The sequence below is a fragment of the Azospirillum humicireducens genome (assembly GCF_001639105.2).
Lineage (GTDB): Bacteria > Pseudomonadota > Alphaproteobacteria > Azospirillales > Azospirillaceae > Azospirillum > Azospirillum humicireducens.
Genome location: NZ_CP028902.1, coordinates 97,157 through 113,773 on the forward strand (window position 1 = coordinate 97,157; position 16,617 = coordinate 113,773).

14 protein-coding genes are annotated in these 16,617 nt (G+C 65.1%); 7 read left to right on the top strand and 7 right to left on the bottom strand.

The window, feature by feature from the left end; genetic code table 11:
• Nucleotides 1–99: 99 nt before the first annotated feature.
• Nucleotides 100–345: a hypothetical protein gene (locus A6A40_RS15085; RefSeq protein ID WP_014189010.1), complete on the top strand. Its 246-nt coding sequence runs from the start codon at nt 100–102 to the stop codon at nt 343–345.
• Nucleotides 346–479: 134 nt separating this feature from the next.
• Here the strand turns inward: A6A40_RS15085 and A6A40_RS15090 are convergent, their stop codons facing one another.
• Nucleotides 480–2,048: a caspase family protein gene (locus A6A40_RS15090; protein WP_236783809.1), complete on the bottom strand. Its 1,569-nt coding sequence runs from the start codon at nt 2,046–2,048 to the stop codon at nt 480–482.
• Between the two features lie 363 nt (nt 2,049–2,411).
• Here A6A40_RS15090 and A6A40_RS15095 point away from each other — a divergent pair, with 363 nt between their 5' ends.
• Nucleotides 2,412–3,464, top strand: coding sequence for a type II asparaginase (locus tag A6A40_RS15095; protein ID WP_418208618.1), 1,053 nt, complete (start codon nt 2,412–2,414; stop codon nt 3,462–3,464).
• A 159-nt stretch (nt 3,465–3,623) separates the two neighbouring features.
• Nucleotides 3,624–4,175: a histidine phosphatase family protein gene (locus tag A6A40_RS15100; RefSeq protein WP_108547241.1), complete on the top strand. Its 552-nt coding sequence runs from the start codon at nt 3,624–3,626 to the stop codon at nt 4,173–4,175.
• A 53-nt stretch (nt 4,176–4,228) separates the two neighbouring features.
• Here A6A40_RS15100 and A6A40_RS15105 read toward each other — a convergent pair whose 3' ends face one another.
• The 3 genes from A6A40_RS15105 to A6A40_RS15115 are packed head-to-tail and all read right to left on the bottom strand — an operon-like array spanning nt 4,229 to nt 6,901.
• On the bottom strand, nt 4,229–4,987 hold the full coding sequence (locus A6A40_RS15105) for an iron ABC transporter ATP-binding protein (RefSeq protein WP_108546759.1): 759 nt from the start codon (nt 4,985–4,987) through the stop codon (nt 4,229–4,231).
• Nucleotides 4,984–5,952 carry an iron chelate uptake ABC transporter family permease subunit gene (locus A6A40_RS15110; RefSeq protein ID WP_108546760.1) on the bottom strand — a complete coding sequence of 323 codons (969 nt, stop codon included), beginning with the start codon at nt 5,950–5,952 and terminating at the stop codon, nt 4,984–4,986. The genes A6A40_RS15105 and A6A40_RS15110 overlap by 4 nt, the downstream gene beginning before the upstream one ends.
• Nucleotides 5,942–6,901, bottom strand: a complete 960-nt coding sequence (locus A6A40_RS15115; protein WP_108546761.1) for an ABC transporter permease — start codon at nt 6,899–6,901, stop codon at nt 5,942–5,944. The genes A6A40_RS15110 and A6A40_RS15115 overlap by 11 nt, the downstream gene beginning before the upstream one ends.
• 770 nt (nt 6,902–7,671) lie before the next feature.
• Here A6A40_RS15115 and A6A40_RS15125 point away from each other — a divergent pair.
• Entirely contained in the window at nt 7,672–9,504 is a 1,833-nt protein-coding gene (locus A6A40_RS15125; RefSeq protein WP_146191566.1) for a hypothetical protein, read from the top strand.
• A 31-nt stretch (nt 9,505–9,535) separates the two neighbouring features.
• Nucleotides 9,536–10,114: a hypothetical protein gene (locus tag A6A40_RS15130; RefSeq protein WP_108546764.1), complete on the top strand. Its 579-nt coding sequence runs from the start codon at nt 9,536–9,538 to the stop codon at nt 10,112–10,114.
• Nucleotides 10,115–10,238: 124 nt separating this feature from the next.
• On the opposite strand, the gene A6A40_RS15135 is transcribed toward A6A40_RS15130, so the two are convergent.
• Nucleotides 10,239–11,192 (bottom strand): siderophore ABC transporter substrate-binding protein, encoded by a 954-nt coding sequence (locus tag A6A40_RS15135; RefSeq protein WP_108546765.1) that lies wholly within the window; start codon nt 11,190–11,192, stop codon nt 10,239–10,241.
• Nucleotides 11,193–11,520: 328 nt separating this feature from the next.
• Between A6A40_RS15135 and A6A40_RS15140 the strand changes: the two genes are divergently transcribed.
• Nucleotides 11,521–11,958, top strand: coding sequence for an EamA family transporter (locus A6A40_RS15140; protein ID WP_108546766.1), 438 nt, complete (start codon nt 11,521–11,523; stop codon nt 11,956–11,958).
• A gap of 78 nt (nt 11,959–12,036) precedes the next feature.
• Here A6A40_RS15140 and A6A40_RS15145 read toward each other — a convergent pair whose 3' ends face one another.
• A complete protein-coding gene (locus tag A6A40_RS15145) occupies nt 12,037–13,644 on the bottom strand; it encodes a class I adenylate-forming enzyme family protein (RefSeq protein ID WP_108546767.1) in 1,608 nt (535 codons plus the stop codon).
• 248 nt (nt 13,645–13,892) lie between these two features.
• Between A6A40_RS15145 and A6A40_RS15150 the strand changes: the two genes are divergently transcribed.
• Nucleotides 13,893–15,509 (top strand): alpha/beta fold hydrolase, encoded by a 1,617-nt coding sequence (locus A6A40_RS15150; RefSeq protein WP_108546768.1) that lies wholly within the window; start codon nt 13,893–13,895, stop codon nt 15,507–15,509.
• 18 nt (nt 15,510–15,527) lie between these two features.
• Here the strand turns inward: A6A40_RS15150 and A6A40_RS15155 are convergent, their stop codons facing one another.
• Nucleotides 15,528–16,376 carry an IclR family transcriptional regulator gene (locus A6A40_RS15155; RefSeq protein ID WP_108546769.1) on the bottom strand — a complete coding sequence of 283 codons (849 nt, stop codon included), beginning with the start codon at nt 16,374–16,376 and terminating at the stop codon, nt 15,528–15,530.
• Between the last annotated feature and the right edge of the window lie 241 nt (nt 16,377–16,617).

Sequence of the window (16,617 nt, forward strand, 5' to 3'; positions counted from 1 at the left end):
GCTTCTCCAACCGCATGGCCGACACCGCGGTCGCCATGGCGACTGCCAAGTAAGCCTCGCCGAACCAAGAAAACCGACCCAGTCCAAAGGAGCCGGACGATGAGCAAGACGATCATGTGGGCCGAAACCGACGCCAAGGGCTTCGAGTCCGAGTGTCTGTTCAATGAGGACAGCCGCCAGTATGAAGTGATGGTCTGCGCATCGGGCCGCCGGCTCTGCCGGTCGGACTCCTTCCCGGCGCAATCCGATCCCATGCAGGGCATGACCGATGAGGACCGCCGGCGCGCCGTGCAATGCGCCGAACGGCTGGTCACCGAGATCGAGCACGATCTGGGCGACCGCTGACGGATCGGGAGCGAGACGGTCGAACGAAGCGGGCCGGCATCCCTGAGGTGCCGGCCCGCTTTCTTTTGCAACGGCGTCTTCGCCGCAGAGAAGTCCCAGAGGCCGCCCTCCGGCAGCACCCGGCCGGTCCCGGATCACTCCTCCTCCTCGTCCGTCGCCTCCTCCTCGGCCGGTTCGTCGAGTACGATCTTGTCATTCACGGCGTAGAGCATGCAGTCCTCCTTGCCGCCGGCCTGCCCGCACCGCTCCAGCGCCGCCGTGCCGGCCTCCTCCTCGCTGTCGCGGTCCCACACCGACGCCCAGCGGCCGGTCAGCGTCAGGGCCACGGCCTTGTGTCCGGGGTTGCGCTGGTAGTTGACCATGCCGACCTTGCGCGTGTGCTCGCTGACGAAGGGGACGCGCGCCGGATCGAAGGGGCCGGAACCCAGAATCTCCACCGGCATCGGAACGAAGCGCTTGCCGTCCATCACCACGCCGTCGTCGACCGCATAGAGGGTGCAGGGCTCCTCCGCCCTGTACTGGCAATATTGCAGGGCGCTGCGCCTGACGTCGTCCGCGGTCCGGCTGTTCGACTTGTTGGAGAAATAGGCGTAGTTCCCCTTGGCCGAGATCGCCAGAGCCTTGGGTGACGGCAGGCCGGGATAGATTGCCAGTGCGGCGCGCGCCTTGGCGCTGAGATAGGGGATCGCCTCGACATCGAGCGGCCGGGCGGACGGCGTGGGTGGGGCGGCCGGGCCAGGTGCGGGAACCGGCGGAGCGGCAAGGGCAGCGACCGACACCGGCGCCCGTTCTCCCGTGCCGGCAGCATTCGCCGTCCCGCCAAGCTCGGCGACCCGCGCCTCGGCGATCGCCGTGAAGGTGCCTTGCGGAAACTGCTTCAGATAGGCTTCGAACAGCCCGCGGTTGGAACTGCCCTTGATGCTGTCCCAAAAGAGCAGCTCCTTGTCCGCGGCTGCTGCTGGGGCGGCTGCGGCTGCGGCGGTCGCAGGCGCTTCGGGCGGCGGCTGGTTGACCACCGTGGTCGGCCCCAGGAAATAGAAGCGCCCCTCGATGGGGGATGCCGACACCCAGGGCTGCTGGACGCCGCCGGTGTTGCGCTTGACCGTGATGCCGACGTCGTTGAAGACGTCGAACACCGTCTCCCCCGGCTTCAGCAGGGCTTTCGACAAGGCTTCCGTATAGGGACTGTTCGATCCGGCTCCGTCGGCCGCCACCGCGCCCGGCTGGGTCGCATAGGCGATGATCGTGCCGGCCGGCGCCTGCATCTGCGCCAGTCCGGGCGACGCCGCGCGCAGGCCGCGGCCGCCGAAGGGATTGTTGCGGCAGGCGTCCAGGATGACGATGTTCATCCGGCTTTCGGCCAGCGCCATCTCGTCCAGCACCATGGCGATGTCGATCAGCTCATAGCGGACGTCCGACTCCTTCTCCAGGTTGGCGGAGACCGGCAGCAGGTAATTGGTGCCGCGCGCCTGCATGCCGTGACCGGCGTAGAAGAACAGCCCGACATCCGCCCCGGCCAGCTTGGCGCCGAAGCTGCGGATCGCCCGCTCGGTCGCCGCCCGGTCCAGATCGATCTGCGGCGCCCCGCCAACCAGTTCGAACCCGGCCGCGCGCAGGGAGTCGGCCATCGCCCTGGCGTCGTTCGCCGGGTTGGGCAGCGACGGCGCATGCCGATAGGCGCTGTTGCCCAGGATCAGAGCCACCCGCCGCTCATTTCCCGCCGCCCAGCATGGCCCGGACGCGAAAGCCAACAGTGCCAAGGCAAAGGCAAGGGTGCGTCCCAGGATACTCACAGCCATTTTCCTTCGGATCGGAAGCGTCGCGGCCACTCTGCCCAGGCAACGCCCACGCTTGCAAGGCCGGCGCTTGCAGCACCGGCTTCGAAGCGGCACTGCCGCAGGGTTGCGAACGGCCGTTCACATTCATTGCACAATCCGTTCATGGTTCTGAGCAAGGATATTCAATGGAGTTGTACAGACTGCCCATTCCCAAGGGTTGGCAGGTGCCGGCCAAGAAAATCGAAATGGGAGAGGAACACCGTGTTGAAGACCACCGCCCGCACCCTGATGGCCGCCGGGATGGCCGCCGCCCTGACACTGTCCGCAACCATGGCCTTTGCCGCCGACGGGCTGCCCAACGTGACCATCCTGGCGACCGGCGGAACCATCGCCGGCACCGGCGCCACCAGCACCACCACCGTCGGCTACACCGCCGCCAAGGTCGGCGTCGAGAAGCTGATCGAAGCGGTGCCGGAACTGAAGAAGGTCGCCAACGTCAAGGGCGAACAGGTCTTCCAGATCGCCAGCGAGAACATGACCAACGACCATTGGCTGAAGCTGGCCAAGCGGGTGAACGAACTGCTTGCACAGAAGGACGTCGACGGCATCGTCATCACCCATGGCACCGATACCATCGAGGAAACGGCCTATTTCCTGAACCTGACGGTCAAGAGCACCAAGCCGGTGGTGATCGTCGGAGCCATGCGTCCCTCGACGGCCATCAGCGCCGACGGCCCCGTCAACCTCTACAACGCGGTGACGCTGGCCGGGTCCAAGGACGCCGTCGGCAAGGGCGTGCTGGTCGCCCTGAACGACCAGATCAATGCCGGCCGCGACGTCAGCAAGACCAACACCTCCACCGCCGATACCTTCCGCACGCCGGAGCTCGGCTTCCTCGGCTACATGCAGGACAACCGGCCGCACTTCTACCGTCAGGTCGTGCGCAAACACACCGCCGAGGCTGAATTCGACATCTCGGCCCTCGACAGCCTGCCGCAGGTCGACATCGTGTATGGCTATGCCAACAACAACCGCACGGCGCTCGACGCTCTGGTGAAGGCGGGTGCCAAGGGCATCGTCCATGCCGGCGTCGGCAATGGCAGCCTGTCCAACGCGATGAAGCCGGGCCTGATCGAAGCCCGCAAGCAGGGGGTGCTCATCGTCCGCTCCTCGCGTGTCGGCAACGGCATCGTCGCCCGTAACGGCGAAGCCAACGACGACGAGCTGGATTTCGTCGCCAGCGACAGCCTCAATCCGCAGAAGGCGCGCATCCTGCTGATGCTGGCCCTCACCAAGACGACCGACGCCAAGGCCATCCAGAAGATGTTCTACACCTACTGATCCTTGCCGGTCACCATGGGGGCGGCGGCAAAAGCCGCTCCCGGCGCGGCGGCAGTCCTGGTGACCTTCGTCTCTCCATGAGGCACTCTCAGGTACATTGAGGGAGGTCCGTCAACCCTGACAAGGGCTGGCGGGCCTGCGCCATCACCGGAGATGCCGATGCCCATCCTGCACCGCCGCAGCCTTATGGCTTTCACCGCCGCCGCATTGCTTGCGTTCCCGGCCGCGGCGATGGAGACCGCCGGTCTCGTCGTGCTGATGCGCCACGCAGAGGCTCCCGGTACCGGCGACCCGCCGGGATTCACACTGGACAACTGCGCGACCCAGCGCACTCTCAGCGACGATGGCCGCGCCCAGGCCAAGCGGATCGGCGAGCGACTGCGCCAGCTCGGCATCGCCAAGGCGCGCGTGCTGTCCAGCCAGTGGTGCCGCTGCCTGGAGACGGCGCGGCTGCTGGACCTCGGTCCGGTGACGGAGATGCCCGCCCTCAACTCCTTCTTCGGCCGGCAGGAGGAGGCAAAGGACAAGCTGACCGAACTGCGCCAGTTCCTGGCCGACCTGCCGCGCGACGGCCAGCCGGTGGTGCTGGTGACGCATCAGGTCACCGTCACCGAACTGACCGGCATCTTTCCGGCTTCGGGCGAGGCGGTCCTGCTGCGGGTGAACGGCACCCCCGACCCCGACCGCCTCGACCGTCTGCCGACCCGCTGAGGGCTAACCTTCTTGGCGCCGAACCGACCCGTTCGAATCGCATCGGCGCCCGATCAACGGAAGTACACAGCCACGCGCTTGCCGTCGATCTCGTGGATGTCGGCCTCCACGCCATAGACGTCTCGGATGATGCAGGGGGTGATGATGTCCTCCGGCGGGCCCTGGTGCGCGATGCGGCCGTTGCGCATCGCGACGATCCGGTCGGAATAGCAGGAGGCGAAGTTGATGTCGTGCAGCACCAGGATGATGGTCTTGCGGAACTCGTCGGCGGTGCGGCGGAACAGCTTCATCATCGCCACCGCATGCTTGACGTCCAGATTGTTCAGCGGCTCGTCGAGCAGGACGTACTCGGTGTCCTGGCACAGCACCATGGCGATGAAGGCGCGCTGGCGCTGGCCGCCCGACAGCTCGTCGAGGAAGCGGTGGGCGACCGCCTCCAGCTCCAGATAGCGGATGACCCGCTCGATATGGCCCTGGTCCTCCACCGTCAGCCGGCCCTTGCTGTGGGGATAGCGGCCGAAGGCGATCAGGTCGCGCACGGTCAGGCGCGCCGTCATCTGGTTGTCCTGGCGCAGGATCGACAGGTGACGCGCCAGCACGTCGCCGGGCGTCGTCGTGACGTCCATGCCCTCCACCGTCACCGTGCCGGCGGGCACCGGCAGCAGGCGGCTGATCATCGACAGCAGGGTCGATTTGCCGGCCCCGTTCGCCCCGATCAGCGAGATGACGCCGCCGGCCGGCAGCGTAACCGACACGTCGTCGACGACGACGGTCTCGCCATAGGACTTACTGGCATTCCGGACCTCGATCATCGGGCCGCTCTCCGCACAAGGATGGTCAGGAAGACGATTCCGCCCAGGAACTCGATGACGATGCTGAGCGCGCCGTTGAAGCCCAGCAGCCGTTCCAGGACGAGCTGACCGCCCATCAGCACCAGGATGGCGACCAGGGCCGCGACCGGCAGGATCAGCCGGTGCCGGTGCGTATCCACCAGCAGATAGGCCAGGTTGGCGACCAGCAGGCCGAAGAAGGTGACCGGACCGACCAGGGCGGTGGAGACGGCGACCAGCACCGACACCATCACCAGCACCCGCATCACCTCGCGCCGGTGATCGACGCCCAGATTGATGGCGGCGTCGCGTCCCAGAGCCAGCACGTCCAGCACGCCGGCCTTGCGCCACACCGCCACCGACACCGCCAGCACGACCAGCGCGGAGACGGCCAGGAGCTGCCCGTCCACCCGGTTGAAGCTGGCGAACAGCCGGTCCTGCACCACCAGGAATTCGTTGGGGTCGATCACCCGCTGCAGGAAGCCGGACAGGCTGCGGAACAGCACGCCGAAGACGATGCCGACCAGCATCAGCAGGTGAAGCCCGCGCAGGCTTCCCGAAAACAGCCAGCGGTAGAGCAGCCAGGAAAAGGCAACCATCGCCGCGACCTCGACCCCGAAGCGCAGGCGCGGGTCGAAGGCCGCCACCGCGGCGGAGCCAAGCTGGAACACCAGCACCGTCTGGATCAGCCGGTAGAGAGCGTCGAACCCCATGATCGACGGGGTCAGGATCCGGTTGTTGGTGATGGTCTGGAACAGAACGGTGGACATGGCGATGGCCCAGCCGACCAGCACCATCGCCGCCACCTTGGTGCCGCGGAAGGTCAGGATGAAGCTCCAGCTTCCCTTCGCGCCGACGGTCAGGAACAGGACGATGGACGCGGCGGCCAGCCCGCCCAGCCCCGCGATCAGGACGGCTGGAGGCAGCGAACGGCGGTCAGGCGGCATGGCGGTTCTTCCGCAGCAGCAGGTAAAGGAAGATCGCGCTGCCGACGATGCCCATGGTCGTGCCGATCGGGATCTCGTAGGGGCGGATCACCAGCCGGCCGGCGATGTCGCAGGCCAGCACCAGCCCGGCGCCGAGCAGCGCCACCCAGGGCAGCGAGCGGCGCATGTTGTCGCCCCGGATCAGGCTGATCAGGTTGGGCACGATCAGGCCGAGGAACGGGATCATGCCGCAGGTGGCGATCACCGCCGCCGTCACCAGCGACACGATGACCAGCCCGAGCGACACCACGCGCCGGTGGTTCAGGCCCAGGTTGGTGGTGAAATCCTCTCCCAACCCGGCGACGGTGAAGCGGTCGGCCGCGGCATAGGCGACGGCCGTCAGCACGGCGCCGATCCACAGCAGTTCGTAGCGTCCGCGCAGGACGCCGGAAAAGTCGCCGGTTTCCCACGCCCGCACCGACTGCAGCATGTCGAAGCGGTAGGCGACGAACTCGGTCGAGGCGGAGATCACCGCCCCCAGCATGATGCCGACCAGCGGCACGATCAGCGGCGAGCGCAGCGGCATCCGCCGCAGGATCCCCAGGAACAGCGCGGTTCCGGCCAATGCGCAGGCGCCCGCCACCAGCATCCGGGTCAGCATCGGGGTTTCCGGCGCCAGCAGCGTCACCATCAGCATGCCGAGCACCGCCGATTCGGCGGTTCCGGCGGTCGACGGCTCCACGAACTTGTTGCGGGCGAGCATTTGCAGGATCAGGCCCGACACCGCCATTCCGGCCCCGGCCAGCACCAGCGCCAGCGTGCGCGGGATGCGGCTGACCAGCAGCACCTGCGCCGCCTCGTCGGAGGCGCCGCTCAGGATGGTGCCGATCGTCACGTCGCTGACGCCGACGAACAGGCTGGCCACCGCCAGCGCCAGAACGCAGACGGCGGCCGGAACGAGCCCCCTCATGCCGGAGGTCCGCCAGCGGCAATGATCACCAAGGCAGGCATCGTCACGCTTTTCCCGTCAGCATCGCCTGGGAACTGCCGTCATCCGTTCGTGCGACGGCGAGCGAGCGCCCGATCGGGCACAGGCACGACCGAAGCGAATGGACAAGCCCCTCCTGCGGTGCAGCGAACTTGCGAATGATGTTATTGTCCAGCCGCTCTATGATCATCGCAACTCCAGAAACGATCCGGACCCCGCCGACAGGCACGGCCCCGATGAGCCGCTGGTGTCGTCGGAATCATGGCACGGGATCGGCCCACACCGAATTGGACGGGCAGGCCCGTCGGCCGTCGCCGATCCAGAGAGCTTACATTAACGCAAATAATTCTTACTTGCAAAATTTTATCCGGCGCTCACGCTTGAGGGCACTGAGCGGCACTCTTTCCCTGGCTTGATTTCGACAGCAGCCTTCACGGAACAACCTTCTCCCATCAAAATGCATCAATAATCCAGAGTGAAACTCAATCGCATCCCTAAAAAATTTTTGAACAATACATAAAAACAACATAGCAATTTTCTGGAAATATCTCTCTATTGCAAGATATTATTACAAATATATTCAGAAAATATTTCCAAACACTCCATCGCAGTGGGCCTGTCTCGCTTGACACATTCAACGATCTGAATCAACGTGTATTTCAATATTGAAATTTCTAATATTTCAAAGTGAGTCAATCATGTTTGCTCTGTAAATGATAAATTCTTTCTCATTGCTCAATCTGGAGGCGATAATGGATAACGCCAGTGTCAAGCCGAGCTGCGTCATCACGAATTCCATCACAAATTCCGGTGCGGCATCAATGCCGACTGCCGGCTGGAACGGTAGCATTTTCGCGTTTACCTTCTCCAACACGGAACCGGACAGCATGCTGCAATGGTATGCTTCGTCAAATCTCGTACCGCTTCCCTTCGCGAACGGCGTTCCACTGCCGATGGGAGAAAAGGACAGCTTGCAACTCGGTGCGGCAAGCGGCGCGAATAGCGGCCAGAACATCAAGATGATCCTCGCTCAGCCGGATAATTTCTTTCCGGTAAAGCTGATTCTCAATGAGGATCCACCATTGCTGGGTCCACAGACATATCCCGACCAGACGTTGCAGGATGCGGACGCGCAAGCGATTGCCAATGCACTCGCATTCTATAAATCGATCAACGCTCAATCGGGCTCGGCATTGGCAAAGACATTTGCTACGGCGACGCAGAACGCGACGGCGAATATCGATGCGCTGACCGCAGCAAGCAGCGCCGCAGATAAATTTTTTGCCGCTACGGAGCAGTACAAGAATGTCACCTATAACCTCTACACAGCAGTATCCACTTATCTGAACACCTTCCCGTTCGCCTGGGCCAACTTTCAGACGTCTTATGCATACAACGTGTATGTGGCCGACCAGCAGGGAACGGAGTCTGTACTCCTGGGCAGCATCACCTTCAACCGGCCAGACTCGAACCCGCAACTCACGGACACCACCGGCGGCTATACCATCACTTACGCCCCGAGCAAGCTCAACGAAGACAACATCTTCCAAAGCAGCATCCTCAACACACCCGCTTCCGTGCCGCTGTACTTCAAACGTGGCCAGCTCGTCTCCGATCTCAATGCGGACAGTCCCGACATTGTGCTGGTGTGCAACTTCATGAACATGAGCACATTCTCTGGCGATCCGGCGGATTTTGGAAACATTGTTCCGGCGCTGACCGGAACAATCAAAGGTCAGGATGTGTTGGGTATCGACGCCAGCCAGCCTATCAAAGATGCCCTCCTGACAACGATCCAAAGCTTCCTCAACAGCAGTGGCGTCCAACTCTTCAATTCGGCCGCCAATTTCATGCAGAGCATAGAAATCGGGGCCAAAGTCGTGTCATGGGTTTATGGAAAACTCTTCGGCGCACCAAAGCCCAAGGACGGCACGTCCGATCCCGATCCGAAGCCACCGACGCAATCTCAGGTTGATTCGGCCGTTCAGTCCGAACTCAAGAATGCCGACGAGGAGCTGATCTACAAGGACGGTCTGACGCCGCCAAGCGCCCTGAGCAATACGCAGAGCCAGTTGTCGCAGAAGGTGAAGACCGTCAACGAGGACCAGGCCATCCAAGAGGCCGCCAACGCCGAACTGGACTCGATCAAGAAGACGATCACCCAGTTGAATGACAACACCGGCGGGGTACAGAACAGCCAGATCGAATCCATCGAAAGCAACCTTCGCACGGATGCGGCCTCGATCAAGACCGCGATGCAGAGCGCGCAGACATCGAGTAATCCTGCCACCCTGGATCAGGCAAAGGCCACCGTGGGCAGCGTGCAACAGGACGTGGTTGCGCAGGAGAAAGCCGTGACCAACACGGTTAAATCGATCAATGAATCAACCATGGAGACGATCGAGAACGAAAGCACCACCCACGCAAACGCTGCAAAGGAAATTCTCGAGAAAGAGGAAGGGGAAGGGGGCAGCGAGGAGGCCAGTCCTGAAGGCAGGCCCGGCGAAGAAGGTAAGTCTGGCTTGGCCGGACCAAGAGAAGAAGAACCTGCTGTAAAGCCGCATGTGGGAATTGAAGAAATTTAATCAGCATCGCCCCGAAGGGAGAGCAAATATTATGGCCAACAACAGCCTGTACATCACCTTCAAAAATTCTCTGGATACAGAATTCACTCTCGGAAATCTCAACGAGGGTTTCTCCAACCCTGTACTCTCCCAAGACATGCGCTTCACGCAGACAGTCTCATCCCCACTGTCGGGTGGTGACAGTCAGACCTTGGCAGTCGAAGAGGTCGACACCTTCGTCGACTCCATCAAGAACAACATCCCGCTCGCGGCGGCGGTAGCAAACCCGAGCGGACGGGTTTCGACCTCCGTTGTCTGGACCTGCTATCCGCTTAAACTCCGCTTCGGCATTTCCGCGGTGATCGATGCGACGCGGCTTGAAGCCATCGGCGCAAGCTACGCCAATGACGCCGGCGTTATGGGACTCTCCCTACCGGCGCCAACTCCGGATGTGAGTTGGACCTACATGATGGACTGTGCGCCCGACCAGCCGGTGACCTGGATCACGCCTGAAGTTGCGACGGCACCGCTGACCAAGAGCTTTACCGCCAATCCCGGCTTCCATTTATCGATCGTACCGATCGTGGAGGAAAATTCGATCCAGATTCAATGCGAGATCAAGTCGATCTAGCGTCAGGCAGGGCATCCTGCCGCGTTCCGGCTGGCGGAACGGCAATCATCCGTTCCGCCAGCCTGCCGTTCTGCACAGGGCGGCATCGGACCAGCCATGAGCAATGTCGCTCAGACAGGCATCGTCACGCCTTTCCCGTCAGGGCCGCCTTGATGTCGTCGGCATCCTGCTGCATGGCTTGCAGACCACCGCCGATCAGATACCAGTTCGCCGCGTTCAGATAGACCACCTGCCCCTTCCGCCATGCGGTGGTCCGGCGCATGATGTCGTTGTCCAGCAGTTGTTTGGCCGACTGCCCTTCCCGGCCGATGGCGGAATCGCGGTCGAGCACGAACAGCCAGTCCGGGTTGGTCTGCAAGATGAACTCGAAATTGACCGCCTGCCCGTGATTGGAGGCGTCGAGCTTCTCGGCGGCCGGCACGACGCCATATTCGGTGTGCAGCACGCCGAAGCGCGATCCCGGACCATAGGCGCTGATCTTGCCGCCGGTGGTCAGGATCAGCAGGCCCTTGCCGGCCCCCGCCGCGACCGACTTCACCTCGGCCACCGTCGCGCGCAGCTTGTCGGCGCGGGCCTTCACCTCGGCGCTCCTGCCGAAGATGCGGCCCAGGATGGCGGCATTCTCCAGCGCGCTGTCGAAGAAGTGCTCCGGTTTCACCGTCAGGTCGATGGTGGGAGCGATGGCCGACAGCTCGGCATATTTCGGGCCGGACCGGCCGCCGACGACGATCAGGTCGGGCTGGGCGGCGTTCACCACCTCGTAATCCGGCTCGAACAATGTGCCGATCCTGGCATAGCCGGGGCCGTCATACTTGGCGAGATAGGGCGGCTTCGACTGGGTCGGCACGCCAGCCACCGGAATGCCCAGCGCATCCAGCGTGTCGAGCGACGCCATGTCGAAGCACAGGACCTTGTTCACCGTCTTGGACAGCGTCGTCTCGCCCTGGGAATGGCGGATGGTGCCGGGGGCTGCGGTCTGGCTGAAGGCGGCCCGCGGCATCAGGACGGGCGCCAGGCCGGAAACCCCGATCGCCAGACCTGCCGTCAACAGATCCCTGCGGCGCGTCACGATGGTCATCACAACTCCCAAAATTATCCGGTTTGCACCGAACCTGCAGACACCGATGGGCGCAGAACAGGCCAGGACGGGCAGCAAGGACCGGTGCGCCTCCGGACCCGGTCCGCAGCCGCATGCTAACGACTCTAATTCTCACTTGCAAAAACTTCCGATTGGGGCAATGCGACGCACTGCGGATGACCGGCACGCCCCCGCTTGCCCCCGTCCGCCCGGCAGGGCGGCGGCGAGCAGGCTTCCCGCATCACCCCGCTTCAATGCAGAATCGATGTCTTCGCATGTTACCGGCAACCTTGCCGCCGCAGCCGGAAAAATAAAGGAAATCAAGAAAATGACCGATGGCCTGTTTCCGTCCTGGATGCTGTGGGCCCTGTTGTCGGCCTGTTTCGCGGCGCTGACCGCCATCTTCGCCAAGGTCGGGGTGGAGGGAATCGACTCCGACTTGGCCACGCTGATCCGCACGGCTGTCATCTTCCCGCTGCTGATCGGCATCGTCGTCTCGTCGGGCCGGCCGCTGGCGCCGTCCGCCATATCGGGCAAGACCTGGCTGTTCCTGGTTCTGTCCGGCCTGGCCACCGGGGCGTCCTGGCTGTGCTATTTCCGTGCGTTGAAGCTCGGTCCCGCCTCGCAGGTCGCCCCCGTCGACAAGCTCAGCGTCGTGCTGGTCGCCCTGTTCGGCGTGCTGTTCCTCGGTGAACAGCTTTCGGCGCCGAACTGGCTCGGCGTCGTCCTGATCGCTGCCGGGGTGATCCTGCTGGCCTTCAAATAGGCACGGCGACGGCGTCTACGACAACGCGCGGCCGCAGGCCGTCGCGCCGTCGATGGCGGAGCGTCCCCTGGGACCGGTTCACCCGGCGGAAACCTGATCGCGCAGCACGCGCTTCGTCACCTTGCCGTTGGCGTTGCGCGGCAGCGCGTCGCCCAGCAGGGTCACATAGTCGGGCACCTTGTAGTCGGCGAGGCTGGCCCGGCAGAAGTCGCGCACGTCGTCTTCGGTCAAACTGCCGGACTTGGAGATGACGAAGACGTGGATCTTCTCGCCCAGCACCGGATCGGGATGGGCCACCGCCGCCGCCTCCACCACGTCGGCATGGCGGACCAGCAGGTTTTCGACCTCCACACTATAGATCTTGTGGCCGCCGCGGTTGATGACGTCGTTCTTGCGGTCGTAGAGCCGCAGATGGCCCCGCTCATCCAGCGCCCCGATATCGCCGGACCGCCAATAGCCGTCGACGAAGCTGTCGCGGGTGGCGTCCTCGCGGTTCCAATAGCCGCGGATGGTCATCGGCCCGCGGATCCACACCTCCCCGCTCACCCCCGGCGGGCATTCGCGGCCCTGGTCGTCGACGATCCGCAGGTCGCCGCAGGGCACGCACATCCCGACCGAATCCAGGCAGGCTCGGGTGCTGCCGATGGGGACGACGCTGATGATGGTGGCGCATTCGGTGGAACCATAGGCGTTCAGCAGATGCAGCTCGGGCAACCGCTCCGCCATCGCCTCCACCGTCGCTTCCGGCATCGGCGCGCCGCCGAAGCCGCCGATCCGCCAGGACGACAGGTCGTAGCGGCTGAAATCGGCGCGAAGCAGGCAGAGATTGTACATCGCCGGGACCAGCACCGTGGTGGTCATCCGCTCCCGGCTCGCCAGTTCCAGGAAGCCGGCGACGTCGAAGGCCGGCATCATCACCGTGCAGCCGGCGACCCGGATCATCGCCATCACCACGGCGACCAGCCCGGTGACATGGGAGGCCGGCACCGCCAGCACCGCCCGCTCCCCCTCGCGATAGTCCCAGCATTCCTCGAAATGCATCGCGGAGTGGATGATGTTCACATGGGCCAGCAGCGCGCCCTTCGGCTTCCCCGTGGTGCCGGAGGTGTAGAGGATGACGGCGGTGTCCTCCTCCCCCTGCTCCACCGCCGGGGCCGGTAGGGCGGGATCGCTCACCAGCAGTTCCTCGAACGGCCGGCAGCCCTCCACCGCGCCGCCGGCCGACAGCCGCAGCGCCAATGACGGCACCTCCGCCGCGTCGGGCATGCGGTCGGCAAGCGCGGCGTCATGGATCAGGATGGAGGCGCCGCAGTCATTCAGGATACCGGCGATGCCCGGCCGCTGTTCGCGCGCGCTGATCGGCACCGCGACGACGCCCGCCCGTGCCGCCGCCAGCAGCGCGATCAGGAACTCCGACCGGTTGCTCAGCACCAAGGCCATGCGCGTGCCCGGTTTGGCGCCTCCTGCGATCAGCCCGGCGGCGGCGCGCGTCACCAACCCGTCCAGTTGCGCATAGCTGTAGCGCCGCTCGCCATCCACCAGCGCCTCGCCGTCGGGCCGGCGGGCCACCGCTGCGCGGAACATGGCGTCGACGGTCGCCGGACGCTCGCTGTAGCATGGTACGAGACGCGTGCCGAAAAGCAGCTCGCGCCGTTTGGGAACGCCCGTTCCTTCCGGCCAGGCCATGCCCGTCCTCCCTGACGATTTCGTTGGATTCCATGCCCGGGCAGGCACCACAGCCGCAGAACTCCGCGCATGAACCGGCACTGCCCTTGTCGATCTCCGTCGAACTATGTCATTCTATGAACCGAGTGTCAAACAGCGGCACAGTCCGCGACATTAACAAAATGGCCGCAACGGCCCCCGCGGCACTCGACACCCCCTTCGCACAAGGAAATGCAGGCAATCGCCGCCTGCCGACCGGGAGGACATCCATGTCGACACCCCATTACGTGACCATCGGACAGGGGCAGTTGCGCGTCTGGCGCAGCGGGTACGGTCCCGACCTGCTGGTGCTGCCCGGCCTGATCGCCGCCGCCTCCACCCGTGCCGACCAGTTGGCCCGCGACCTGCCGGGCTGGACCGTCACCGCGGTCGATCTCCCGGGAATCGGCAGGTCGAGCGGCGCATGGGCGGAGGACATCGCCGGCTTGGCCCGCATCATCGCGGACGGCGCCAGCGCATTGGGCCTTCCCCCCTGTCCGCTGCTGGTCTTCGACCTTGCGGCACCGCTGGCGACCGCATTGCAGGACAGCAGGACAGGTTGGCAACCCGAAGCCGTCCTGTTGGCCGACGCGGCAGCGGCGGAAGGTTGGGCGGCGCGCCACCTCGCCCCCGCCCCGCTGGCCCCGCGCGACGACGGCACCCATCTGGCCGTGCTGTGGGCCCATCTGCGCGATGCCCATGTGTTGGAGCCGCGCGACGCCCGGCATCCGGCCGTACGGGGCGCCCCCCTGCCCGACCCCGCCGCCCAGGATGCGATGCTGTGCACCGCCTCGGCTGCGCCGCACCGTTACGAGGCGCTGTGGAGCCTGTGCCTCGATGCGATGCCGAGCCTCGCCGACCCGGCGGGCATCGTCCGTGTCGAGACTCTCGACGCAGCCGCCAAAACGCTGTCGGCCATGATATCCAAGCAGCCCGATGCCGGACCGCTGCCGCCGACGCAGCCTTTCGCCGATCCGCTGCGGGTCTGGCACGACTATGCCAACACGCCACGGGGCCGCGTCCATCTGCGCCGGGCCGGGCGCGGCCGGCCGCTGCTGGCCCTGCAATCGGCCCCCGGCTCCTCCGCACCGTTGCTGCCGCTGCTGCACGGGCTGGCGCCGGGATGGGAGGTCATCGCCCCCGACTATCTCGGCAACGGCGAATCCGACAAGCCCGACCGCGCCGTCGATATCGGCACGCTGGCCGAGGATGTGCTGGCGGTCGCCGATGCGCTCGGCCTCGACCGTTTCGACCTTTGGGGCACCCACACGGGCGCGCTGGTGGCGCTGGAACTGACGGTCCGCCATCCCGAGCGTGTCGGACGCGCGGTGCTGGAGGCGCCGGTGCTGATCCCGCCCGACTTCAGCGCCGACATCCTGACCAACTATTTCCCGCCGCTGGTCGCCGACCGCTGGGGCCTGCACCTGCTCCAGGCCTGGAACATGCGGCGCGACATGTTCATGTTCTGGCCGTGGTACAGGCAAGAACGCGCCGCCGCCCGCGCCATCGGCATTCCCGACGCCGCGGTGCTGCATGACTGGACCATGGGCCTGCTGGCGAGCGGCGCGCATTACGACCGCTCCTACCGCGCCGCCTTCCACTACGACACCCGCGCCCGCCTGCCGCGCCTGACACGGCCGGCGCTGATCTGCGCCGGGCCTGCCGACATGCTGGTGGAAGGGCTGGCGGAGGCGGAGCGGTTGGCGCCAGCGGGAACGGAGGTCGCGTCGACCCCGGCCACCGTCTGGTATCCCGGCCAGGAAGCCTCCGCTGTCGAGGCGACCATCGCCCGCTACGCCGCCTTCCTGCGCGGCGACAGCGCCGCCGATTCGCACCGCGTGGCATAGAGCGACACAGCGGCGTTCCTACCCCCCGAGCACCGACTGGGCACGGGCGGCGCGATGCAGCGGCGGGGCCGACAGCGAATAGAGGTTGGACGAGATCTCCCGCACCGCGCCGCGCATCTCGTCGAGGAAATTGGGCTGGCCGTTGCGGACGATGTGGGGGGTCAGGCCCGTCAGGCTGACCGCCGCGATCAGCCGTCCGTCCGGGTCGAACAGCGGCATGGCGATGGCGGCCAGCCCCTCGATCACGTCGTCGATTGCCACCGACCAGCCACGCTCCCGCACCTCCTCCAGCTCCTTCGCCAGCTGGCGGGGGTCGGTGGTGGTGTGGGGGGTGAGGCGCGTGGTCCCGCGCGACAGCACGCGCTCCACCTCCGCCTCCGGCAGGTAGGCCAGCAGCACGCGCGGTGCCGCACCGCAGTTCATCGGCAGCTGCCCGCCGACAATCCACCAGCGCACCTCGACCGAGCGGTCGCTGTGGAACTGGTCCAGGCACACGGCCGATCCGTCATGATAGACCGACAGGAACACGGTGCTGCCGGTGGATTTCGCCAGCCGCGACAGTATGGTGGAAGCGATCTGGCGCAGGTCGCGGCGTTCCGGCACCGCCCCCGCCAGTTTCAGGATCTCCAGCCCCAGGCTGTATTTCTGACTCTGCGCGTCGAAGGCGACGAAGCCGTCCTGCACCAGCGTCAGAAGGATGCGCCGGGCCGTCCCCTTGTCGAGCTTCGCGGCGGTCGCGACCTCCGTCAGGGTCAGCGTCGGCCCCTCCAGATAGAAGCTGCGCAGCACGGCCAGAGCGCGCGACACGGCGCGGACGCTGAGGCCGTTCTTTTCCGCGCCCTGGTTGTCATCCTGTTCGGTGTCCATACGTTCAAGCCCCTTATGGATATCGCGTGCCCCGTTGCCAGGCGGAAGCCCCGGTGTCCGGCACAGCCGGCGGATGGCGGCGCGGTCGCGCTGATCCCGTCACAGGTGCAGTGCGCCGGTAGCATTGAAGGCGCCCGCAAGGTTGCGCAACCCCTTTCCGCCAACGCCGACGCAGCTCGCCCTTCGTGTCAAAGAGTGACACAATTTTTGCCTGTTGACACCGTAGAGCGCAAATGGTTTC

Excerpts from the sequence above, each read along its gene's own strand:
- A6A40_RS15085 (WP_014189010.1), top strand. The coding sequence starts at position 100 with ATGAGCAAGACGATCATGTGGGCCGAAACCGACGCCAAGGGCTTCGAG.
- A6A40_RS15140 (WP_108546766.1), top strand. The coding sequence starts at position 11,521 with ATGACCGATGGCCTGTTTCCGTCCTGGATGCTGTGGGCCCTGTTGTCG.
- A6A40_RS15130 (WP_108546764.1), top strand. The coding sequence starts at position 9,536 with ATGGCCAACAACAGCCTGTACATCACCTTCAAAAATTCTCTGGATACA.
- A6A40_RS15135 (WP_108546765.1), bottom strand. The coding sequence starts at position 11,192 with ATGACCATCGTGACGCGCCGCAGGGATCTGTTGACGGCAGGTCTGGCG.
- A6A40_RS15155 (WP_108546769.1), bottom strand. The coding sequence starts at position 16,376 with ATGGACACCGAACAGGATGACAACCAGGGCGCGGAAAAGAACGGCCTC.
- A6A40_RS15115 (WP_108546761.1), bottom strand. The coding sequence starts at position 6,901 with ATGAGGGGGCTCGTTCCGGCCGCCGTCTGCGTTCTGGCGCTGGCGGTG.
- A6A40_RS15125 (WP_146191566.1), top strand. The coding sequence starts at position 7,672 with ATGGATAACGCCAGTGTCAAGCCGAGCTGCGTCATCACGAATTCCATC.
- A6A40_RS15110 (WP_108546760.1), bottom strand. The coding sequence starts at position 5,952 with ATGCCGCCTGACCGCCGTTCGCTGCCTCCAGCCGTCCTGATCGCGGGG.
- A6A40_RS15145 (WP_108546767.1), bottom strand. The coding sequence starts at position 13,644 with ATGGCCTGGCCGGAAGGAACGGGCGTTCCCAAACGGCGCGAGCTGCTT.
- A6A40_RS15095 (WP_418208618.1), top strand. The coding sequence starts at position 2,412 with ATGGCCGCCGGGATGGCCGCCGCCCTGACACTGTCCGCAACCATGGCC.
- A6A40_RS15105 (WP_108546759.1), bottom strand. The coding sequence starts at position 4,987 with ATGATCGAGGTCCGGAATGCCAGTAAGTCCTATGGCGAGACCGTCGTC.
- A6A40_RS15100 (WP_108547241.1), top strand. The coding sequence starts at position 3,624 with ATGCCCATCCTGCACCGCCGCAGCCTTATGGCTTTCACCGCCGCCGCA.
- A6A40_RS15150 (WP_108546768.1), top strand. The coding sequence starts at position 13,893 with ATGTCGACACCCCATTACGTGACCATCGGACAGGGGCAGTTGCGCGTC.